This is a genomic window from Breznakia pachnodae, assembly GCF_030814225.1.
GTDB lineage: Bacteria > Bacillota_I > Bacilli_A > Erysipelotrichales > Erysipelotrichaceae > Breznakia > Breznakia pachnodae.
Genome location: NZ_JAUSUR010000005.1, coordinates 210,396 through 234,195, shown reverse-complemented (window position 1 = coordinate 234,195; position 23,800 = coordinate 210,396). Strand labels below are relative to the sequence as shown.

The window sequence follows — 23,800 nt, the reverse complement described above, 5'->3', positions numbered from 1 at the left end:
AGTTGACAAAGTTAACAATGGAATTGCAGTTGATATTAGTTAAAAAAGTTAACCAATAGTTGATAACTGTAATTGTTGCAGTAAGATTGTTTTGCTTTTTTCTATAGATATGCATAAAATATAGAAGAAGAAAAAACTACTCGAAAGGAATTTAAGGATGAACAGTTGGAATGAATTTTTAGAAAACGAAAAGAAAGAATCATATTTTATTGATTTAATGAATAAAATAGAAGAAGCAAAAAAAGAAGGGAATGTATACCCACCACAAGAAGATATGTTTTCTAGTTTTGAGTTATGCCCCTATGAAAATGTGAAAGTGGTTATCTTAGGTCAAGATCCATATCATCGTGAAGGTCAGGCTCATGGATTAAGTTTCTCAGTAAGACCTGGAGTAAAGATACCACCAAGTCTTAGAAATATTTATAAAGAACTAAAAACCGATTTAGATATCGATCCAGTAAATCATGGATTCTTAGAAGGTTGGGCAAAACAGGGAGTACTAATGATGAACACCAGTTGGAGTGTCAGCGAAGGAAAAGCTGGTAGTCATAAGAACTTTGGATGGAAAACATTTACCAACCATGTATTGGAACAACTAAACAAATCAGAACAACCAATTGTATTTCTACTATGGGGAAATCATGCAATTGATGTAGCAAAAGGAATTGATAATCCAAATCATTTATTGCTGAAAGCAGCACATCCTTCACCATTAGCTGGTGGAGCGTTTTTTGGAAGCAAACCATTCTCACAAGCAAATGATTTCCTAAAACAACATGGCAGAACTCCAATCGATTGGAAATTAGAAGAAAACTTATAGAAATCTCTTTGAAAAAAGAGATTTTCTTTTGTTTTGATGTATAATAAAGGGATAGCAATAAGGAGAATGAATGAGAATAACAGATAAAGAAATAAGAAGAGTAGTTTCAAATCCCCAAAACTATAGTTGGGGATTAAGTAATTACTTTAACTATAGCAATTTTGAATATTATCAAGTGAATCGATTATCCAATCATTACATAATCGATTGTTTTATTACGAACTATCGATATGAAAATTCAGTATCAATTACGCTTGATTCTAACTTTAATGTAGTTGAGCATTATTGCGATTGTCGATTTCATACACATGACTCAGCTTGTGGTCATGTGGCAGCAGCATTACTACTATTCCAAGAGAAAGAGATTACCTCTTTTCCTTATGATTTAGATAAAGATGATGATCCAAGAATTGCCCAAAATGACTGGCGAATTCGTTTGCAGAAACAACAGGAAGAATATGAGCGATTAAGAAAACAACGACTGATGAAAACGCGATTAAAGAAAGGGAATAACTTACTTGATTACTTTCGCAGTGCAAATATTCAATCCGTCCAACAACTTACTACAAGTGATAAATATCGTTTGGAGTTTACCTTCTCTTATATGGATGGATATGGAGATTTTCAGTTTATGCTGGAAGCAAAGATTGGAAATGATCGACTATATGTAATTAAAGATTTTCGTAATCTATTAGAAGATATTGAAAATGAAAACGTACATTTTTATGGAACAAAGTTAGAGTTTATTCATACAAAGAATAGTTTTGATAACTTTACCCAATCAACCCTTCCATTTATTAAGCGAGTGGTAAATTCAATGCATCAGGAATATGCAACAAGTTATCGTACTCTATCAATTATGAAAGATGATCTTGATGAATTCTATGAGTTGTTTAACACAAGTGGCAGAAGATATATCAATATTGATTTTAGACAACAACTGATGCGTATTAAATTAAGTGTAAGTCAGGAAGAAAAGGGATATCTGATTCAACTGGTTTTAGATGATGATTTCTTTGAAGGAAATAATTACTATTATCATTTTCATGACAATACATTGATTCGTTTGGATATGCCAAATAAAGGTCAATTCTATCAGTTATATAAAGAGTTACTAGATGATGATTTATTCATAGCAAATGAAAATTATCAGGAATTCATCATGTACATTACCAGTCAGTTTGGTGACAGTATTGAATTTATTGGTGATAAACCAGAAGTGTCAGAATATGAAAAGACGCTTGAACTATATGGTGATATTGAAGATGGAAACTTAGTCTTTAAATTGAATGCTATATGGAAAGATGAAACAGTAGAAAATGTATTTGATCCAAACTTCAAAAAAGAATTATCACTGAATGGTAGAAAAATTGAATACATTCTAAAAGACTATGGGGAAGTAATGGATAACGAACCATACTCTTTATTGTTATCATTAAATGAAGATCGTACCTTTCAGTTTGTAAGTGATGTATTACCTGAATTAAATGAATACTGCAATGTATTTGTAAGTGAAAGTTTAAAGAATTTAAACGCAAACAGATCAATATCAATTAGTGTTGGTGTACGTCTTGAAAGCGATCTTTTAAAGATTGATTTTGATAGTGTAAACTGTAGTGCTGAAGAAATTAGTGATGTATTAAAAGCATATAAGAAGAAAAAGAAATTTCACCAACTTAAAAATGGAGAAGTTATTTCATTAGAATCAAAAGAGTTAGATGAACTAGATCAGTTAATGGAAGATTTAAATTTAAATCCAAAAGATATACATGGTGCAGAAGCAGAACTACCAATGTACAATGCATTTAGTTTAACGGATAAGATTGATCATTTTCAAAATCTAAGTGGGAGAGAAGATGACACTTTCAAACAACTGTTAGACAGTTTCTCTAAAGCCAACATTGAAGAACTACAAATCAAACCAAAGTATGAAGATATTTTAAAAGAATATCAGAAGTATGGAGTAAAGTGGTTAATGACATTAAGTCAGTATGGATTTGGTGGAATTCTTGCGGATGATATGGGATTAGGAAAAACCTTACAGGTAATTGCATACTTGGAAAGTACGTTTCAGGAAGGGAAGACCAGTATTGTTGTCTGTCCAGCATCGTTGATGCTGAACTGGCAGGATGAGTTAGAAAAATTCTCTTCTGATTTAAAGAGTATTTGTATTTATGGAAATGTAGAAGAACGTAAAATTCAAATTCAGCGTTGTCAGAATTACGATATCGTAATCACTACATATGACTATATCAAAAGAGATGTAGAACTATACAATGATATTCAATTTGATAGTGTGATATTAGATGAAGCACAGTACATAAAAAATCATACAACCAAAGCTGCGAAAGCTACCAAGAGCCTACATTCAAGAATTCGCTTTGCCTTAACTGGCACACCAATTGAAAACAGTCTGGCAGAGTTATGGTCAATCTTTGACTTTCTAATGCCAAACTATTTATATAATTACAGTTACTTCAAAAGAAGGTATGAAACGCCAATCATTAAAATGAGTGATAAGAAAAAAGAGTATGCATTAAAACAAATGACAGAGCCGTTTCTGCTTAGAAGAAGAAAACAAGAAGTATTACACGATCTTCCAGATAAGATAGAGAAGACATTAAGTTTCCATTTCAATAGAGAAGAGGAACAACTGTATTTAGCACACTTGTCTCAAGCAAATAAAGAACTGCAGGAATATCTGAATATGCAGGAAGAAAATAAAGTGGCAATGTTGAAGATATTACTTCGTTTACGTCAGATTTGTTGTGAACCACGAGTGCTTTATGACAACATAAAAACAGCATCTTCAAAAATGAAGGGATGTTTGGAAGTGATTGAATCATTAAAAGAAAGTAATAAAAAAGTATTACTCTTCTCTTCCTTCACAAGTATTCTTGATTTGTTAGCTGAAGAATTAAGAAAGAAGGATATCTCTTATCTGATGTTAACTGGAGATGTCGCTAAAGACCAAAGAAAGATACTAACAGCTAAATTCCAAGAAGGAAACACTGATGTATTCCTGATATCATTAAAAGCTGGAGGAGTTGGATTAAACTTAACCAAAGCAGAAGCGGTTATCCATTATGACCCATGGTGGAATTTATCAGCTCAGAACCAGGCAACCGATAGAGCACACCGAATTGGTCAGGAGAATGAGGTTCAGGTATTTAACTTAATTATGAAGAATTCCATAGAAGAAAAGATTCTTCAACTTCAACAAATGAAGAAAAGTATCTCTGATACTTTTGTGGAAAATAGTAAGGGAAGTATTGCGACCATGTCGACAAATGATATTTTAGAACTATTAAAAAGAGATTAACTGATGTAAATTCAACTGTCGCAATTTTTGCGACAGTTGAAAAAGAAGGAATTCATTTCTTGTCACAAGAAACCAATTCCTTCTTTTTGTTTATTTAATATTTATTTTCTATGATTGGAAAAATGCTTTTGCAGATAATGCAAATGCTTCTGCATTCGACAATACCATTGGATGTTCTCCATGTGGATACATCTCAATCATACCATGACCGACTTCATCAGCGATTCCATGGTATTCTTCTTCTAAATCATTTCTCAATAACTCATCTTCAACACTTCCAACCATCAGGTAGGGAACTTGAAGATTTTTTAGTGGATGATGATAGATAGGAACATTCTCTTTCACATATCGTACCAAAGCCATCGTATCTTTTTCAACGATATCCTTCCAGTCATCTCCCTGACACCAAGCGTAGAACTGTGATGCCTGTGGATCATGCACTGCCTGTACTCGATCTCGAATCAGACCACTCATCCAACCTTGATGAAAATCTCTTCCATCAAAACTGTCAGCAATTACTTTCTTGATTAAATCAGGTCGCTCCAGAGCTGCGTTTAACGCTGTATAAGCACCACCACTGGTTCCAAGAAGATTTACCTTCTCATACCCCAAATGTTCAATCAGAGCGATTGTTTGAAGTGCCTGGTCATACCACATCTCTTTGGCGAAGTCATCTACACGCTCAGATTTACCATTCCCTAAAAAATCAATTAAGATTACTTTGAAATAAGGTGTATACAGTGGTAACAGTAATTCAAACATTACTGATGATGCAGTATTACCATGTAATAGAATTAATGGTTCACCACAGTTACTGTATTCTTTGTAATATATATCTTTGTTTTTATATTTAAAATACGTCATTATATGTACCTCCTAAGTTTTTTTATTATAAAAACCAGCAAGGTATTCACATGTTATTACCTTGCTAATAACATGCTGTTGTCCATATGCCCATATTGATACCTCCTTATCCCTAAATTAATTATAACATTCATATAATTTATAAACAATTATTTTTGAAGTAAGTTGATTATAAGCGCAATAATGCCTAAGTAAATGATACTATTAAAGATAATTAAGAAATATTTTAACCATACATGAAAAGGTTTTGTGAAAAATGAAGGCTCTTTTAGGGTATCTTCTTCCACCTTTATTTTAAGTAAATTACTTTGAATTTGATCTAATGATTGTGATGATAATATTTGATTAATCATATTTACTTTGTTTAAATAATCATCGGCTTTTTCATTTAACTTATCAATATTGCTATCTACTATATTAAGAAGTTCTTTCTTTGCATCCTTACTTTTCATTATTGATTTTATATCTTCTAATGCAAATCCCATTTGTTTATAGTGCTTTATGCAGTTTATCAAGATAAGTTCATTATCTGTATAAAATCTCTGTTTGTCTTTTTTATATGCAGGAGTTAATAAATCTATTGCATCATAGTATTGTAATGTGCGTATTGTGACATTAGACTTAGAAGCTATTTCTTTTATCGTATAATTCATTTTATTCTCCCATAGTTTTATACAACACAAACAAAATCATAAATAATGCCATTCCAAATAATAAAAGTTTTATTAATATCGTTAATCTGGAATATTCTTTTTTCGTACAGTAAATTGTATAAGGTTGCCAGTTTCCATTTAAACGCATATTCACAGTATCCTCAATATAATCTTCATCAGTTGAAAAGAAGTCATAATCCAAAATATCAATTGATTCATTTGTTTCTATTGTATGTTTTAGAGCTTCTGTAGAAGCAATTTGTTTTAAGGTTTCATTGTAGTCCTTTTGTAATTGCTTTTCCTTTTCTGACAATAACTGATTATTAAAAGTAGGGGATGAAATTAAGTTATGTATTTGATCAACTGAAAAATCCAGATAACGATAAACAACAATCTGATGAATTAATGCTAAATCATTATCATCAAAGATTCGAATTCCATTTTCATTTCACTTTATTGTTAGAAGTCTCTTTTCTTCATAATAGTAAATTGCTTTTTTGGTGATATTAAATTTATCACATACCATTTTTAATGAATACATACGTAACTCCTCTCACTATTGAATATAGTATTGATAGTGTTAGTATAGTCTATTACGTAAGGGAACTGTCAATATATATTCAAAAATTTACTTTGAATTACAAAAAAGAAAATTTATAGTTTTACTAAAGGGAGTTATCCATTATAATTGATATGTATGATTTTAATCAGATATATATGAATTGAATCAGAAAGGAACATTTTATGGAGAGAAAAATAGGAACAGTATCAAGAGGAGTTCGTTGCCCAATTATCAGAGAAGGTGATGATCTTGCTAAAATAGTTGTCGACAGTGTGTTAGACGCAGCTGATAGTGAAGGATTTAGTTTACGCGATAAAGATGTTATTGCAGTAACCGAATCAATCGTTGCAAGAGCACAAGGAAACTATGCAAGTATTGATGCAATTGCTAAAGATGTGAAAAAGAAATTAGGTGGGGAAACAATTGGAATTATTTTTCCAATTCTATCACGTAATCGTTTCTCAATTTGTTTAAAGGGATTTGCAAGAGGAGCTAAGAAAGTAGTTCTAATGTTAAGCTATCCAAGTGATGAAGTAGGAAATGCTTTAGTTACTTACGATATGTTAGATGAAGCTGGAGTAAACCCATACAGTGATGTATTGTCACTTGAAAAATACAGAGAATTGTTTGGCGAGAACAAACATGAATTTACAGGTGTTGATTATGTAGATTACTACAGTAATCTAATTAAAGAACAAGGTGCAGAAGTTGAAATCGTTTTTGCTAACAATCCAAAAGCAATTTTGAATTACACAAAAAATGTTTTAACTTGTGATATTCATACAAGAGTAAGAACAAAACGTATCTTAAATGCAAATGGAGCTGAGCGTGTATGTGGAATGGATGATATTCTTAACGAATCAGTAGATGGTAGTGGATACAATACAAAGTATGGTTTGTTAGGTTCTAACAAATCGACAGAAGATACAGTAAAACTATTTCCAAATGAATGTTTCGATTTTGTTGAAGATATTCAAAAACAAATAAAAGATAAAACTGGTAAGAACATTGAAGTAATGGTATATGGAGATGGAGCTTTCAAAGATCCTCAAGGAAAGATTTGGGAACTAGCAGATCCAGTAGTATCACCAGCTTATACAAGTGGATTAGTTGGTACACCAAATGAAGTGAAGTTGAAATACTTGGCTGACAATGATTTCAAACACTTAAATGGAGAGGAACTAAAAGAAGCAATTTCAAAAAGAATTAAAGAAAAAGATGATGACTTAGTAGGAGACATGGCTGCTCAGGGAACAACACCTAGACAGTTAACTGATCTTATTGGATCACTATGTGACCTTACAAGTGGATCAGGAGACAAAGGAACACCAATTGTACTTGTCCAAGGTTACTTTGATAACTATACGGAATAAGGAGGAGCATAGATGAAACAAGATATGATTGTTATCCTAGACTTAGGAAGTGTAGAAAACACTACAATAGCAAGAGAAATTAGAGACTTAGGTGTTTATAGTGAAATCTATCCACATGATATTACAGTGGAAGAAATGAAAAAATTACCAAATGTGAAAGGTATCATTCTAAGTGGTGGGGAAAACCGTGTGGTTGATGGTACACCAGTAGATATTGATCCTGCAATCTATGATTTAGGTATTCCAATGATTTCCATTGACCATCCAACTTCTAAAACCGAAACGAAGTTAGATAACTTACCTACAGAAGATGAATTAAAAACATTTGTATTTGATGTATGTAAATCAGAAGCAAACTGGAATATGAAAAACTTTGTTGCTGATCAAATTGAATTAATTAAACAACAGGTAGGAGACAAGAAAGTCCTTCTTGCACTAAGTGGTGGAGTCGATTCATCAGTAGTTGCTGCGATGCTAATTAAAGCAATAGGGAAGCAATTAGTATGTGTACATGTAAATCATGGTTTGATGCGTAAAGGGGAGTCAGAAGACGTTGTTGAAGTATTCAGAAACCAATTAGATGCAAACTTGATTTATGTTGATGCAACTGATCGTTTCTTAGATAAACTGGAAGGTGTATCTGATCCAGAACAAAAACGTAAAATCATTGGTAATGAATTTGTTTACCTGTTTGATGAAGAAGCAAATAAACTGGAAGGAATTGATTTCCTTGCACAAGGAACAATATATCCGGATATCGTAGAAAGTGGAACAAAGACAGCGAAGATGGTTAAATCACACCACAACGTTGGTGGATTACCTGAAGGTATGAAGTTTGAACTAGTTGAACCTTTATACCAATTATTCAAAGACGAAGTAAGAGCTTGTGGAATTGAATTAGGATTACCACCACATATGGTATACCGTCAACCTTTCCCAGGACCAGGTCTTGGAGTAAGATGTTTAGGAGCAATTACCAAAGAACGCTTAGAAGCTGTTAGAGAATCTGATGCAATTCTAAGAGAAGAATTTGAAAAAGCAGGATTAGACAAGAAAGTATGGCAATACTTTACAGTAGTACCTGATTTCAAGTCAGTAGGTGTGAAAAACAATGAACGTTGTTTTGAATACCCAGTAATCCTACGTGCTGTAAATACAATTGATGCAATGACTGCAACAATTGAGTTACTAGACTGGGAAGTGTTACTAAAAGTAACAGATAGAATTGTAAAAGAAGTAGCAAATGTAAATCGTGTGTTATATGATTTAACACCAAAACCTACTGGAACGATTGAGTGGGAGTAGAGAAGAAACTAAGAAACGTCGATATTATCGGCGTTTTTTGTTGATTATAGGAGGTGTGACAATAATTTCTGAATTTCGTTTTTACTCTACTAGACTGGGAACAATGTATTTAATTATTTATATAACCAAATACTAGGTGATTTATGTTATAGCTTTCATAAAAAGATTCAAAAGAAAGAGACAAAAATATTGACATAGTAAACTAGATGTACTATCGTATCTATATAGTATACTCGATGTACTATATAGATAGGAGTATAAAGATGAATAATTTAATAAAAGTTTCAGAGCAAATTGCTCTGTTTTGCAGAATTAATGTGAACACAAAAAGAGATTTACCTATTCGTTCTAGTGAAATGGGTATGTTAATTTATCTTGTAAAGACTGAAGAAGAAAAAACACCCAATGGTGTTGCTCAATTTTTCCGTTTTACAAAAGCAATGGCGACTAATATGGTAACTTCTCTTTCATCAAAAGGATATATTACAAAAAAGCAATCTGAAATTGATAAGCGTAGTGTCTACCTTGTTCCTACAAATAAAGCAATTAAGCTTGTTGAGAACACATATGATGAATACTTTAAGTCAATGTCAACATTAAGAAAACGTATGGGTGAAGAAAAATTTGAAAATTTAGTAATGCTAATAGAAATGGCAAATAATATATTATTGGAGGAAAATAAAAATGGGTAGAATCTTAGTTACAGGAGCATCTGGAAATGTAGGAAAATATGTTGCACATTATGCAATAATGAATTCTCAGGAAGTTACAGTTGCAGGAATTGATGTAAATGCACTTACAGAGATATTCGATGATCGTGCAAAAGTTGCATATCTTGATTTCACTGATTGTAATTCATTTAAAAATGCATTAGAAGATGTAGATAGAGTATTTATTATGCGCCCTCCACATTTAGGAGACCCAGAGGACTTAAAACCATTTATTAATGCTTTAAAAGAAAAAGGAGGAATAAGATTAGTTAGTTTTTTATCATTAATCGGTGTTGAGAAAAATCCTATTCCACCACATCACAAAATTGAGAAGTACATAGAAAAAGCAAACTTACCATATTGTCATATACGTCCTAGTTTTTTTATGCAAAACATTAGTGGAGTTCATGCTTATGAAATTAAACATTTTAATAGAATTGTAGTACCAGTAAAAAAAGCATTGACTAGTTTTATTGATGCGGAGGATATTGGAGAAATCACAGCGAAAGTGCTAAGTGAGCCAGAGTTACATCAAAATAGGGGATATTCGATTACTGGTCCAGAAGCAATCAGTTATTGGGAGGTTGCAAAGGTATTAACAAATGAACTAGGTAGAGAAATTATCTATACTAACCCGAAACCCTCTTTCGCAAAGAAATATTGGATTACTGTGAGAGGTCTAGAAAAAGATTACTCTACGGTTATGGGGATGCTTTACATGATGACCCGTTTAGGAACAGCAAAAAAAGTAACCACTATTTACGAACAGGTGATGGGAAAGAGACCTCAGACATTTGAACAATTTGTAAAAAAGAATAAGGATAGTTGGCAATAATGTAATCGATTAGTGAATTATTTTAATTAAATTAGCAAATTTAAAATTAAGAAAAGAAACTCATAAAAAAATATTACCAAAATTAAAGGTAATATTTTTTTATTAATAAAATAGTTCAGCAAATTCTAATTTGCCATTTACATAATTCCTGAAAAATGTCCGATTATTCCTATTATAGTTCCAAGCACAATAGACATAATAAAAACTGGAATACAACCTTTCTTATCTGCCTTTGATATAAGGATAGTGGTAGGGATAGATAATATGAAAGTTATAAGCCCTCCCTTTAACCACCATAAATTATTTAGAAAATCTAAATTATAAATAATAAAAGGCATAAAAAAATAAAAAGTAAATGCAGATAATATAGCATATTTATCTAGTTTCATTTTGATCATTGGGGCTATATCTATAAACCCTATAATAATCCCTACTAATGATGTTAATAATAATTCATTCATTCCATTATTATCCTTTCTTAAGCAATATTTTCGCCTAATATAATTTTAGGCATTGTAGTTAAACATCTAGTCCATCTTTTATAAAACTTTTCAAGTGCTAATGGATATATTGCTGCATGTGCTTCTTTGCTTTCAAGTACCCAATATAAGACATAGGTAACTTTACCAATATATCTAGTTAATTCAATAGGAGGTTCTCCTTTTTTTACTGCATTAAAATCCTTTTGTCTATGAGTTCTTTTAATATATTTAACGTCAATAACACCAGGTTGTAATTTATAAAACTCGGCTACTTCTTTCATTAATTCTTCTACTTCTTCTTGTTTATCTAATTTTACTTCATAAATACATATTTCATTAAACATAATTTACCTCCACATATTACTGTTTCATTAAGTAATTAACAATTTTATTATATCATAGACCATCTTTGATAAATCGAACTATTGGGTTTATTAAACATCTGAAATTCCAGAAATAAGATAGAAGAAATTGCTATTTTTATTAATGATGTTATGTAAATAGTCATAAGAATCATTTCAATATGATAATTTGAATATATTTTCGTGACTTCCTATTTTTTTTAATTGCTAGTTAAATTTAATAGTAGTACTTAATATGACAATACAGTGACAATAAAAATTTTGAATACAATAAATAATATGGATATTTAGCATTAAATTATAGATGAATAATGATATAATATACTGGAAAACACAAGGTTTATAACATTTAATATCGAGTGGGAGTAGTAGTTGCAGAGTTGAAAATTCTTTATTCATAGAGGTTTTCGACTCTTTTTTGATTTTCATTGTTCTTTTTGATTGCTTTCTTCTTGATAGTTCACAGTAAACTGGCTTAAAAGTGATAATTTCGATCAATTTACCAGCTATCTCAAAGTTACTATTTGGATAAAGATTTCCATAAATACTTAGTGTTGTTTCAATATCTTCGTGTCCTTCCCGTTCTTTAACAATCAGTAGATTTTCTCCCATACTAACTAATAGGGAGCGTGAGAATGACGAAGAGCATTTATCTTAATCTGATGATATCTACTTTCTTTGTAAAGCGTTCAATTACATGCGCAATTGTATGGTTTGAGTTGAAAACTATTATAACTCATAATAAAATTCTATTTGATTAATTCTTGTTGAATAGCCTGACATTTTTTTAATAATTCAACGTACATTCATCTAATACGATATGACGGACAATAACTTTTGTTTTTGCCTTTACAAACTTATAGTCAGATTAATTTTTATAGTAGAGCGTTTTACTGATTGACAGAACTTCAGTTTCAAAATCTATATCTTCCCATAATAAAAACTGGCTCTCCTTTTAAATTTAATTCCTAGAAGTTCTTCTACAGCTTCACAAGGCACTCCTTCCATTTTTTTAGATTGATAGTAAGTATGATCTTTATTAATTATCAATTGCTTTGATTTTTTGAGAATATCTGCTAAAATCAAGTTTTTTTATTCTTCATTTTCAGTATTAGTGTCTTTGATTTCCTCATTAAGAGTAAGTTCATCATTAATTTTAACAGCATAAATTACTAAGATTATTAAAATATACAAATAGTCTTCATAATTATCATTTACAATTGAACTATGAAGATATTTATTTCTTAAAGCAAGAGCATTATCATATTCTGAATTATTCAGAATATAGTTTAAAAAATCTGTTTCTGGTTTTGAAAATAGTTTATTTTCATAAGTTAATATACCTTCTACAATCATCTCATCAACTTCGCATTGTTGTAGTTCCAATATCATTGTGTTATCTAAAACATGATAATTGTGAATGACTCCAAATTTATATAGATTAGAGAAAATTGTTATTCTTGTTAATTGCTTGATTGTTACACATAAAAATTCCTCTTCATCAATAGAAATTATGTTTTTTTCAATTAGAAGGTCGATGAATTGATGTTGATAGTTGAGAAAATCATGCCTATTAACTCTATTTTTAAGTATAAGTTTGACAAAGTTTTCTTCTGATAAGTTTTCATTAATATATTTTATACTTGATTGGTCTGAAAACAATAGGTGTAGAATTTCTTGAATATCTTTATTTTTTTGGTTTACATAGATATATTTTTTATTCAGAAAACTTTTCATAGAGCTAATTCTAGGAGTATTTTCCAATTCAAATAATTCCGTCTCAATTTCTTTTTCTTCTACTAATAAGTTCCATTGTTTTCTTATATGTTCTTCTACAGTAAATAAATTTTTGGTTTGAATACTCATTTTTTCATCTGGCTTTGCAAAATCTAAACCCAACCAACTTATTTGAAAATTTTCTTCACCATATTTTGTGAAGAAATAATTTATCAAATCTTCAACTCGTGTATTTAATTCTTTTCTTAGAAATGTTTCAAAAACCTTAAAACTTAGCAATGATAGATTATTTTTATTTAAAAAATAGAAACTTGTTTCATAATGCTTTTGTGACTTCACTCCAAAAGACCTTTCAATGGTAGAAGCTTCATGATTGGGAAAACTACATAAATTTGATATCCAGTTGCTTGTAAAAAAACCTTCTAGATACATTAAATAGTTTAATAAAGATTCAGGATCCTTATTTTCCTTAATCCAGTTTAGATCAATAAAACATTTAAAAGCTAAAGTTTCGCTTTCATATTTTTCTCTATCTGTATAAACTGCGATTTTCTGACTGAAACCATTATCAGTAAAAGTTCCATCTTCGTTATAAAAAAGTTTCTTTTCGATTTCTTCTTTTTTCTTTTTTGCTTTTAGTTTTAACTTTCCATCAATATTTAGTTCCTTTATTCCTTGAATTCCTTGCTCAATGAGTGCCAAATAATTGCTGTTAGAAAAATCATTATCGATATATTCCCCAAAAAATTGATACATTTCTTTTTTAGTAATATTTTCGGGAATATAATATTTTGTTTTACTTCCAGTAAAGTCACTAGTATAGTTATTTAGCACCAATTCGACATTTCTTGTATCTTTTAGAAATAAATTTTTAATCATTTGAGGATAATTTTGAATAAAATAGTTTGTTTTTAAAAACAACCAGATTGGCAATTCAGTATCTTGAATTGTCTCTTCTAAATGCTCTTCAACAATTCTTTCAGCCAAATTATATTTTTCAAAACATTCTAAATAATCTTCTCTATACTGTGGTATACAGTTTTTTTCACTATCATGTTCCAGAGTTCCTTCTTTTATTTTTTTGTCTATTTCTTCTAAAGTTTCTGAATCACTAGAATTAAACATATACTTAAAATCATTGATGATGTCTGCCTCAGTTTCATTCTCAAAATAAGTAGGAAGTACCTGACATAATTTAGCTTTTACATCTTTTACTTGTTGTTCAGGAAATGCTTCAGGGTAATTAATGTTAATAAAAAACTTCAATACATTATGAAATTCTAGAATATCTATCAGATTGTAGTTTCCTTCTAAATCAATGTTTTTAGCTAACTCAATAAGTCTCTCCATATTAAAAAAATAAGGATATTTTACTTTTTTCATTTTTACACCTCTAAGAGATCTATATTTTTATTTCTCTTTGTTAATCCTTCAAGGTAATTATATCAGGTTATTCTAATAAAAAGAAAACAGGACTTATTTGAAACTTATCTATATAGAGCATAAATAATATGATTTAATTAGAGGACCTTCGATATAGTAATTAGATGTATGTAATTCAAATTGTGAATATTGAAATTGGAGTTAATTTTCAAATAATTAACTTGGTTTGATTAGGTGTAAATTGTACTTTTAATTTATTTCAATAAAATTTACACGGTTTTATTGTCGTAGAAATCTATTGATTTTACTGCATTTTCACTTATAAGATTTACCCTCAAAATAGAGTGGGAATAGAGAAAGTCCAATTTTAATCTGATTTTACACACATTAAAAGAAAAATGCTAAATAGGTGGTTATTATTATTTACTTAAATGAAGGTGATTCTAACCACCTTCATTTAAGTAGGTTTTACTATACTTATTAATTTAACTTTAATATAGAGCAACCAATAAGATTACTTATTATTCATCTTCCTCATCATCAATAATGGCATCAAAATTATTTGTTTTATTTGCATTTCTTATTATCTCCATTACTTTTATCATAGTGTTACTTGCCTGAAGATATGATGGTAATTCCATTGCTTTAGTTAAATTTGGTACTGTTTCCATTACTTTTATCATAGCATTACTTGCCTGAAGATATGATGGTAATTCCATTGCTTTAGTTAAATTAGGCATAGTATCCATTAGTTTTATCATAGCATTACTTGCCTGAAGATATGATGGTAATTCCATTGCTTTAGTTAAATTTGGTACTGTTTCCATTACTTTTATTACAGCATTACTTGTTTGAAGGTATGATGGTAATTCCGTTGCTTTAGTAATCATTTGCATTGATTGCTTAAGTTTGTTCAACGATTTAGCTACTAGAAGATTTGATGAGTTTTGTGAATTATCATTAAGTGGTTCAATATATTTTTCAAGTGTATAGACAATATCATCTAATTCAAAAACTTTTCCTTTTATCACTCTTTCAGCGTATAAAAGGTCTTTATTAATTTTATCAATTTCCTTTGACCATGTTTTATATTTTTCATATTTAATTTTTTTATTATGTGCAACATGATTTCTATATTTAGAAATCTTAGTTATTGAGGGAAGTAAATTTTCTAGTGACTCATAATTACTAAAAAGTTCATCCCAAAGTGGTTTAGGTTTCAAATCATAAAGCTTATCTCTTAACTCGTTTTCTGACATTTTACTAATCTGCTCTACATCTAACGAATCTAATATTTCAATAGGTTTAGAATCATTTGGTTTAGTAAGAAAATTAGTTAAATCGTAAAATGTCATGTGATTCAATGCTTCTTCATTCATCACATCTCCCCATCTTCCACCTGTATTTTTTTTCACTCCATCTCTTATATCTTTTGACATAGTTTCATCAACCCAATTAGAATTAAAAGTTTTAAAGAGAATTATATAGATTAATTGTCTAATTCTTCTTTCAAAAATACCAATTTTCTTAAAAAGTTTATGACAAAAATAATTTGAACTATCATCATAAAGTGTTGTGATTCCATATTTCTCTCTCATAGATGTATTCAAGAGCATACCATCTATTTCGCTAAGAACTTTTGCATTTTTCTCATTTAAGCCTTCAATTTCAATTTGTAGGTATCCAATAGTTTTATTAAAATCATAACTATGTGAGTAATTTACAACATACTTCGTTTTATTCATTTCAAAAAATATTCTGTTTTCTGTAGATGACGGAAAGAGTCCATTTATATATACTTCTAAGGACAAACTATAAGATATTTTACTATCTTTAGAGATATCCTTATTAAAAAATATATAATCAATTTTCATATTGCAACCCTCCCTTACTTACATGATTATTATACACCATTATATCTAATCCTTGCATATAAGAGTATTTATACGATAATTAATTGATTTCATAGACACTGTAGAAAGAAATAAATATATTATATTATCGTAATATTAATCAAATAAAAAGTTATAAAACTAACTAAAATATGAAATAATTGAAATTAAAGAGTAACTAAAACGTTGTAATTATAGAGGGGAGAAATATGAGCAATAGTAAAGCATGGATGTATGATATTTACATCACATACAGAAAAACCTTATTTCTTTATGCATTCTCCCTAACTAAATCAAAGGCGGATGCAGAAGATTTAGTATCAGAGACATTAACAAAAACCCTAGTAAAATATGATTTCAAAAATCCAAATATTGAAGCATGGATGTTTAGAGTTATGAAAAACTGTTTTCTAGATAAAGCTAAGAAAAATAAAAGAATTTTGGATGAAGGACAATATAATTTAGATTGGATAGAAGATCCATATGATGCGACTGAAAACTATATAGAAAATGAAAATAAAAGATGGATGTATTCTAAAATCTATAAACTTCCGCAACGAGATCGAAATATAATGCTTTTAAGTTTTACCAGTAATTTGGATGACGAACAAATAGCAGAACTGCTAGGAGTGAAGTTGAATACAATTCGAACGATAAGATTTCGTGTTAAAGAGAAACTAATTGCAGAGGCAAAGAAAGAGAGGTTATTATGAAGAAAAATGATAAAAATATAGAAGAGTTACTTGAAGATAAACCTAATATAAATAAAGATGAAGTGTTCAAGAAAACAAGAAAAGGTGTGAATCGAAGTTTCTACAAAACATCAATTATATCCGTTATACTTGTATTGGCAATTCTTTTTGCTGGCTATCAAGGAGTAAGGTTTGTTAAAAAGCAAATAACCTATAATCCTATGAATGAAACAATTGAAGGTGTTACTCCAAGCACTAAATCACAAAACTTCCAAACACTGATGAAAACATATTTTGACCTAGCAATTCCTGACTATGATTATATTGGATCAAGTAATGATGATTCTTCTATTGATTATGGAAATGGGAAATATAAGTTTAGTGCAAAGGCTATAATCCCATATAAATCAGTATTGACAATGAATGTTGATGTATTCGTTAATGATGGAAAGATTTCTTTTGAAGATGATCTTATAATTCCAGGTCTAACGAAATATTATGATTTTAGTAAAGAGAGTTTAACCGAAAAAGAAAATCAAGACTGGAAAGAGAACAAGGAAATAGCGCTTGAAGAGTTGGAGAGCGGAGCACCTCAAGACTTACATGCAATAAGCAACATTTCTTTTAGCCAAGAATTAACCTTATCAGAATTAGAAAAATATTTAGAAGATATGGATGGTGTTACACCAATATATGCAGTTACAATGATTGCAGACAATGGCTATACTACACTTGGATTTAAATTTCACGAGGATGAAAAGGGAACTATGTTTAATGTAGACACCACATCAGAAAGTTTAACCACATATACCAATTCTAAAGAGTGGCTTGAGCATTATCAATCAATGCTTAGTCTCATATCCAATCATGAGGATTTCTTAAATGCTTTTCCTAAAATAAATGATTCAAAATTGACAATGAATCAAATTAATAATGAATTAGAAAAAGTGAAGAATAATGAAATTAAAGTTAAGGGAATTATACTAGAAAGTAAGTATATAGATATTGACAAAGTATTAAATCATGAAAATACTGGTTATGCACAAATACGAGTTTATTTAAAATAACTAGTAATGCGAATAGTAGTGATATGGAAATAAGGCAGAAAACTGATTGTGGAGATAAATGAAATTAGTCTTTGTATTGAAAAATTAATTATATTCAATTAGTTTCAGAAAAAAGTTAGGATTTGAATATATCCAAATCGCTAACTTTTCATGTGTTATCTCGGTTTTTGTATTTTCTCCATTCTATTATTCCAAATACAGTTTCTATAAGAAATGCAATAGCTAAAGGAAAATATGAAATCCTATCACTAAACAAGAAACTACTATTACTTGATGTGAAATATATTATTGCTTCGCGAAATAGATTTAATCCATTTATCAAAAAGAATAGCATAACAAAAAAATAAGTGGAATTAAATGATCCAACTATAATATAATATGCATCATTTACGAACTGGTAAATAACTATAAAGGTTAAAGAAACCCCTAATATAAACATAAACTGTGAATGCATACTTGAAAATAAGTCTTCAGGAAAAATAGAAATGATTAATAATAATGCAATAACTAAGACAAATGCATAAGCTAAACTTTTCCATCGAATCAAACCTTCTCTCTCATCATATGGTCTTGGCATATTAAAATCTCCTTTCATCAGTAACTAAAGTAAATATATCCTCTACAGTAGTATCAAAAAAATGTGCAATTTGTAGTGCTAATTCTAAACTCGGATTATATTTTCCAGTTTCAATAGCATTTATTGTCTGTCTAGAAACATATAATAAATCAGCAAGTTTACCTTGAGAAATACCTTTTTCTTCACGCATCTCCCGCATTCTACATAACACTTCCATTGCACCACCTCCTGTCAAGTTTCCTTTACACATGTAGCACCAAAAAAATATCTATTTTTTGTATTAAGAGTTGTACAATGATGTTTATGATATATTATTAAGTATAGAACTAGATAAATGAATTATTATTTTCTTTTTTTGTGGGATTTCAAATTATAGATAAGAAGTAATAGTTATTTTCAATTGAAGTTATTTAAATCAAAAGAAATATATTGGAAATCATAGGATTTATAAGATTTAATATTGCAGAGAATCGAGCTAAGATAAATCAATATATTTGTGATATACTTTGTTAAGTAAAGGGGGAAATAGATGAATCTTTTAGATATGAAATATAATGGCTTCCTTATAGATACAAATGTTTTAATTGGTTTAGAGAAAATGGAAGACAATGCATTGAAGTTATTAGAGGAGCTAAAAGAAAATGATAAACTCATAATTTGTGATATTACATCAAAAGAGCACACTAGCAAAGAAAGGTTTTTAAAACGGTATCCAAAGTTAGAGTCGAGAATACAAATAATAGAGACTATTCAACCAATTGCATTGAGTGATTATAAGCGCAATCGAGATTGGTTGTGGGATAAAATGCTGTTTGAGTCTAATAGTCGATTAGATAAAATTATTAGTATTATAGAAACAGAATACAAAGAGTCACTTCATTTAGAAACAGTAGAAAATGTTGCCAAAACTATTAATTCAATTCATAAAAACGATATAGAGATTATGATAACTGGATTATATTATGGATTGCATATATTAACTCTAGATAAAGGAATGAAAAATAAATATATTCGTTCAAGGATAGAGCTTGAACAGTGGTGTCAAAAGAATAAGTTTTAGGTATAAAATAGACTCTATATATTGTATTTTTTTAAAACGAGATTGTTACCTATAGTATAGTTTGGAACATATGACAATAAAAAAGTAGTGATAATAGATAAAAACAAAGAAAGGGAAGTTCAATGGATATAAATAGAAATGAATTTTATAGTCAATTTAAGAAAACTTTTGATAATGATGAAAAATTAAAAATAAAATATAGATTAGGAAAGAAACAAGTTAGTTATTTTGATGTTCATTTCAAAGAAAAAAATTTGCCTTCATTAATGCATTTCTGCATTAGATATTACCCTGATCAACATAATTGCATATGCGAGATTTATATTGGAAAAGATAGAGATGATGAAGAATATAATAGGAAAGGGAGGAAGATTTATAATCAAATAATTAGTAAAAAATATCTCCTTGAAAAATTAGTTCCATTAAAATTAGAGTATAAAGAAATACTTGCCGGAAAAGAAAACTCAGCAAAAAAGATATGGTGCAAAGTAAAATTTGGAGATGATATAAATTCAACTATAAATACTCTAATCGAAGTGATGGAAAAACTATACGAAGGAGTGTCTTTAGCAATGGAGGGCTTTGGATTAACAACGATTCATAATCGTGAAGAATGGATAATTTCTGCTTCCCCTCAAAAATATGATGTTATTAACTCATTTAATGATTTAGTAATCATTGATTGGACGAAAACCAATGCAACGAAAAATATTAAAGAAGGTGATATAGTATATATTTATGTAAGTGTACCAAAGTCAAAAATTATGATAAAAACAATATGCGTTGAGACTAATAGCCAACTTCCATTAATTGATGATAACAAATATTACACTAACAATGAGATAGAAGTAGGCGATAAAGAATATTTTCATTTAAAACACATAAAAACAATTGATGATGATAAACTATCTTTGTCTTCTTTAAAAACTGATGGATTACTAAAAATGCATGTACAAGGGTCACTAAAGAAATCAAGTAAAAATAAAACTGATCTCTTTAATTATTTGAATGATTGTTTTAATGATACAGAAGAAGTATGTAGCAAAATTTATATTGAAGAGGCAATTAGAGGCGTTCCAGAAAAATATAAAGAGACAATTATTAAAGCTAGAGTATGTCAAAATTACTATCGCAACACACTAATAGATAAATATAAGTGCAAATGTGCTCTTTGTAATATAAATAAAAAAGAATTGCTAATCGCTAGTCATATTAAGCCATATGCTGAATCTGATGAAAGTGAGTTTTTAGATAAAAACAATGGTTTATTACTTTGTGCTAATCATGATAGACTATTTGATAATTTTTTAATTAGTTTCAATGAAAATGGAAAAATAATTATATCTTCTAATATAGATAAGTCTTTATATTCAGATTTAAATATCTGTACAGAGATGGAAATTGAATTAAACAATGAAATGAAAAGGTACTTAGAATATCATAGAAAAAAATTATTATAGTTAAACAATAATATTTAATTTTCCATTTAAATATTATTGTTTAATAACCATTTTGTATGGTTAACTGAAAATAGTTGAAAAACTAAAAAGCATTTAAATTGAGCCGTCTTTGACTATTTAATAGTGGTGGCTCTTTATTTTGATTTTTCTTTGTTTTTTAATTTTCGATAATTATTAATAATATTTTTTATATAATTCATTAAGCTAATATAGATAATAGTAATACGAATACGATAATCTTTTAAAATCTTTTTGATCAGATTAACAATATTTCTTTGTGGTAAAATATAACTAATAGAAAGGTAGTTAATCATGAATGAACTAAAAAAACTGGATGAATTAGAAAAACTAGAGTTTAGAGTAAATTACTTAGAAGAAAGTCTAAAAGACCAAGATTTAAGTGGTTATGGTCGTGATTGGACTGAGAAAGAAATAAAAAAAGTAAAGCGTGAAATTAAAGAAATTCAAAAATCCTTAGGAGTCTCAGTAATTAAAAATACTATCAACACGTTTGATGGATTAGACGATTTGTTAAGCCGCTATCCTGAAAATAGAAGGCGTCCAGTAAACAAAGTTATTCATGGAGGCTCCTACTTCAATCTAGTTTATAACCTCAATGAGAGAAAAATAATAATTAAAAAGAAAGATGAAATAATATTTTCAGCAATTCCATATGATACAGCAAGGAACTATATTCAAAAGGCAGCTATTTTAACGTTATTACATCCAGAATCAACTATAGAATATATTAAAAATCATAAACCAAACTTGATGACGTATATTAAACAATCACTACGACAAGTAGGAAAATCGACTAATTTAGCTAATCACTATTATCAAGAAATTTTTAATTATCCTTTATTTATGATGCAAATTTTAGGAAGGATGCTACAGCATGAAGAGACAGGACCTTTATCTGCTAACTTGCCTGGAAAGTTTTTATATGATGTAAATCAAAATACTGGTATTACGGGATATTTAGTTGAATTTCTAAAATTTGTGGTTGAATCAACTATAGAATTACCCATCGCTACAGATGGAGAGAGGGTAAATCTGGTGGAAAATTTTAAAAATGGAGAATTGATAAATTCTGTTTATGCTCAAGCTTATATTTCAAGTTATTCGATCCCACATTTAAGTCTATTACCTGCTAAATCACAAATCGAAATTAAGAAAGAATTAATGACTGTAGAAAATAGTGCTGTCGATCTATATAAACCAATGCTACGCTCAAATGTAGGAATTGCATTAAGTAATGTTAGAAAGAACTATGTAGCGCACAGTATCCATCCCTCAACCTTAGAACCATTGTTTACCAATATACTGATGACTAGAAATAATAATTTAATAAATGTAGTTTCTGATATTCACTCTATAAATGGAAAAATCCCTTTTCAGAATGATAATTTTAATATTATAGCCGGAGATTTATCTGATTCGGTTGTTGAAGATATGAACATGGAAGGAATAATAGTAATAGGAAATCATGAACTGTCAAATATAGTAAATAATGATACAGAAAAAGAAAGTGAATTTGATGATTATAGAGATGAATACTGGTTTAAGAAATTGGTTGAGAATCCGGATGAGTCTTGGCCATATTTACCTATTGGAAATAGTTCTTTCTATGATGTCATTAAGCTTAAACTTTCTTCTCGTTTTCCTAACATGAGTATATTAAATAATGAAGTATTCTATTATCAAGACATTAGGTATATAGGTTTAACAGTACCCGTTGCTTTAGTAAAAAGAAAGTTAGAATCACAGCAATTTATGTATAAAACGCTAAAAAGACTACTTTGTGATGATAATATTACTCCAACAATCATTGTATCTCATGCACCATTATTCAATGAATTAAGTATGCTTTCACCCAAAAGTAGTGCATATAATGCCGACAATTTTTGCTCTCTAAAAGAGCTTCTTAATATTTTTAAAGAGAATAATATAATTGGGGCGATACATGGTCATCATCATATTTCTGCTTCAAGAGGTAGAGAAAAAAATGTTGAGTTTGTTGGAAAGAAGTTTTTTGTTGTGTGTTCAATATATTCAAAAATGAATACAGGATTAGAATTACAATCAATTATAAATCAATTTGTAAAACAATCTAAGGGGGAAAAATATAGAAAGTCACCAATTGCAATTAATCATTTAAAGAAACTTGAGTTAATTACTTATAAACATGATACAAATATTGATGATATTGCAAATATATATCGAGAAAAAAAGGGAAACAAAACTAAATTTACAGTTGAGAAGACAATTGCTAGGAAAAGGTATAGAAAAAGATTTGATAATATTAATGATGCAATTGATTATTTGAATGCGTTAAATATAAAGCTTTTTAAATCCAATGAGTAATGTATTTTAAAAGTATTGAAATGATTCTACAAGTAAAGATAGAAATAGTGAAACAGTATGTTTTATCCACATGAGTACTGACGAAATCAGTATTAAGAAGCAAGTGTTAATTTTAAGTAATACATTTTTAAATACAGATATTGTATAAAAACAGTATCTGTTTTTTTATTTCAACATTTAAAAAATACAAAATTTAAGTGAACGATTTTAAAAAAAAACCCGACTAATCTATGGCGATGTTTTTAAATATAATTCAGAATAATAAATAGAGAATCTTTCC

The 23,800-nt window shown here is 29.1% G+C and carries 21 protein-coding genes; 11 read left to right on the top strand and 10 right to left on the bottom strand.

The genetic code is table 11. The features are described 5' to 3' along the window. Positions 1-157 precede the first annotated feature (157 nt). Together J2S15_RS14220 and J2S15_RS14215 are read left to right on the top strand one after the other, a co-directional pair. Positions 158-820 (top strand): uracil-DNA glycosylase, encoded by a 663-nt coding sequence (locus tag J2S15_RS14220; RefSeq protein WP_307409458.1) that lies wholly within the window; start codon positions 158-160, stop codon positions 818-820. A gap of 70 nt (positions 821-890) precedes the next feature. Continuing rightward, positions 891-4,142, top strand: a complete 3,252-nt coding sequence (locus tag J2S15_RS14215; protein ID WP_307409456.1) for a DEAD/DEAH box helicase — start codon at positions 891-893, stop codon at positions 4,140-4,142. A 108-nt stretch (positions 4,143-4,250) separates the two neighbouring features. Here the strand turns inward: J2S15_RS14215 and J2S15_RS14210 are convergent, their stop codons facing one another. The 3 genes from J2S15_RS14210 to J2S15_RS14200 form a co-directional block, all read right to left on the bottom strand. After that, entirely contained in the window at positions 4,251-5,006 is a 756-nt protein-coding gene (locus J2S15_RS14210; RefSeq protein ID WP_307409454.1) for an alpha/beta fold hydrolase, read from the bottom strand. Between the two features lie 149 nt (positions 5,007-5,155). Further along, a complete protein-coding gene (locus tag J2S15_RS14205; RefSeq protein WP_307409452.1) occupies positions 5,156-5,659 on the bottom strand; it encodes a MerR family transcriptional regulator in 504 nt (167 codons plus the stop codon). Between the two features lies 1 nt (position 5,660). Continuing rightward, positions 5,661-5,972, bottom strand: coding sequence for a hypothetical protein (locus tag J2S15_RS14200; RefSeq protein WP_307409451.1), 312 nt, complete (start codon positions 5,970-5,972; stop codon positions 5,661-5,663). A 431-nt stretch (positions 5,973-6,403) separates the two neighbouring features. Here J2S15_RS14200 and J2S15_RS14195 point away from each other — a divergent pair, with 431 nt between their 5' ends. The 4 genes from J2S15_RS14195 (at position 6,404) to J2S15_RS14180 (ending at position 10,444) form a co-directional block, all read left to right on the top strand. Then, positions 6,404-7,594, top strand: a complete 1,191-nt coding sequence (locus J2S15_RS14195) for a coenzyme F420-0:L-glutamate ligase (RefSeq protein ID WP_307409449.1) — start codon at positions 6,404-6,406, stop codon at positions 7,592-7,594. A 12-nt stretch (positions 7,595-7,606) separates the two neighbouring features. After that, positions 7,607-8,899: a glutamine-hydrolyzing GMP synthase gene (gene guaA / locus J2S15_RS14190; protein WP_307409447.1), complete on the top strand. Its 1,293-nt coding sequence runs from the start codon at positions 7,607-7,609 to the stop codon at positions 8,897-8,899. Positions 8,900-9,162: 263 nt separating this feature from the next. Further along, positions 9,163-9,591 (top strand): MarR family winged helix-turn-helix transcriptional regulator, encoded by a 429-nt coding sequence (locus J2S15_RS14185; protein ID WP_307409446.1) that lies wholly within the window; start codon positions 9,163-9,165, stop codon positions 9,589-9,591. Further along, a complete protein-coding gene (locus tag J2S15_RS14180; protein ID WP_307409444.1) occupies positions 9,584-10,444 on the top strand; it encodes an NmrA family NAD(P)-binding protein in 861 nt (286 codons plus the stop codon). The genes J2S15_RS14185 and J2S15_RS14180 overlap by 8 nt, the downstream gene beginning before the upstream one ends. 137 nt (positions 10,445-10,581) lie before the next feature. Here J2S15_RS14180 and J2S15_RS14175 read toward each other — a convergent pair whose 3' ends face one another. The 5 genes from J2S15_RS14175 to J2S15_RS14155 form a co-directional block, all read right to left on the bottom strand. Then, positions 10,582-10,905, bottom strand: a complete 324-nt coding sequence (locus tag J2S15_RS14175) for a hypothetical protein (RefSeq protein WP_307409441.1) — start codon at positions 10,903-10,905, stop codon at positions 10,582-10,584. A 17-nt stretch (positions 10,906-10,922) separates the two neighbouring features. Next, positions 10,923-11,270 (bottom strand): hypothetical protein, encoded by a 348-nt coding sequence (locus J2S15_RS14170; RefSeq protein ID WP_307409438.1) that lies wholly within the window; start codon positions 11,268-11,270, stop codon positions 10,923-10,925. Positions 11,271-12,209: 939 nt separating this feature from the next. Continuing rightward, positions 12,210-12,374, bottom strand: coding sequence for a DUF3173 family protein (locus J2S15_RS14165; RefSeq protein WP_370872548.1), 165 nt, complete (start codon positions 12,372-12,374; stop codon positions 12,210-12,212). Positions 12,375-12,380: 6 nt separating this feature from the next. Continuing rightward, on the bottom strand, positions 12,381-14,408 hold the full coding sequence (locus tag J2S15_RS14160) for a hypothetical protein (RefSeq protein WP_307409437.1): 2,028 nt from the start codon (positions 14,406-14,408) through the stop codon (positions 12,381-12,383). A 521-nt stretch (positions 14,409-14,929) separates the two neighbouring features. Beyond that, positions 14,930-16,282: a hypothetical protein gene (locus J2S15_RS14155; protein WP_307409435.1), complete on the bottom strand. Its 1,353-nt coding sequence runs from the start codon at positions 16,280-16,282 to the stop codon at positions 14,930-14,932. A gap of 227 nt (positions 16,283-16,509) precedes the next feature. On the opposite strand from J2S15_RS14155, the gene J2S15_RS14150 reads away from it, so the two are divergent. Then, entirely contained in the window at positions 16,510-17,013 is a 504-nt protein-coding gene (locus J2S15_RS14150; RefSeq protein ID WP_307409433.1) for an RNA polymerase sigma factor, read from the top strand. Beyond that, positions 17,010-18,059 carry an anti sigma factor C-terminal domain-containing protein gene (locus tag J2S15_RS14145; protein ID WP_307409431.1) on the top strand — a complete coding sequence of 350 codons (1,050 nt, stop codon included), beginning with the start codon at positions 17,010-17,012 and terminating at the stop codon, positions 18,057-18,059. The genes J2S15_RS14150 and J2S15_RS14145 overlap by 4 nt, the downstream gene beginning before the upstream one ends. Positions 18,060-18,207: 148 nt before the next feature. Here the strand turns inward: J2S15_RS14145 and J2S15_RS14140 are convergent, their stop codons facing one another. Together J2S15_RS14140 and J2S15_RS14135 are read right to left on the bottom strand one after the other, a co-directional pair. Continuing rightward, on the bottom strand, positions 18,208-18,636 hold the full coding sequence (locus tag J2S15_RS14140; protein ID WP_307409429.1) for a hypothetical protein: 429 nt from the start codon (positions 18,634-18,636) through the stop codon (positions 18,208-18,210). 1 nt (position 18,637) lies between these two features. Next, positions 18,638-18,853, bottom strand: coding sequence for a helix-turn-helix transcriptional regulator (locus J2S15_RS14135; protein WP_307409427.1), 216 nt, complete (start codon positions 18,851-18,853; stop codon positions 18,638-18,640). A gap of 312 nt (positions 18,854-19,165) precedes the next feature. Between J2S15_RS14135 and J2S15_RS14130 the strand changes: the two genes are divergently transcribed. The 3 genes from J2S15_RS14130 to J2S15_RS14120 all read left to right on the top strand — a co-directional run bounded on the left by J2S15_RS14130 (position 19,166) and on the right by J2S15_RS14120 (position 23,520). Further along, positions 19,166-19,696 (top strand): hypothetical protein, encoded by a 531-nt coding sequence (locus J2S15_RS14130; RefSeq protein WP_307409425.1) that lies wholly within the window; start codon positions 19,166-19,168, stop codon positions 19,694-19,696. Positions 19,697-19,818: 122 nt separating this feature from the next. Beyond that, positions 19,819-21,156: an HNH endonuclease gene (locus J2S15_RS14125; RefSeq protein WP_307409423.1), complete on the top strand. Its 1,338-nt coding sequence runs from the start codon at positions 19,819-19,821 to the stop codon at positions 21,154-21,156. Between the two features lie 312 nt (positions 21,157-21,468). Beyond that, positions 21,469-23,520, top strand: a complete 2,052-nt coding sequence (locus J2S15_RS14120; protein ID WP_307409421.1) for a metallophosphoesterase family protein — start codon at positions 21,469-21,471, stop codon at positions 23,518-23,520. Positions 23,521-23,800: the final 280 nt, after the last annotated feature.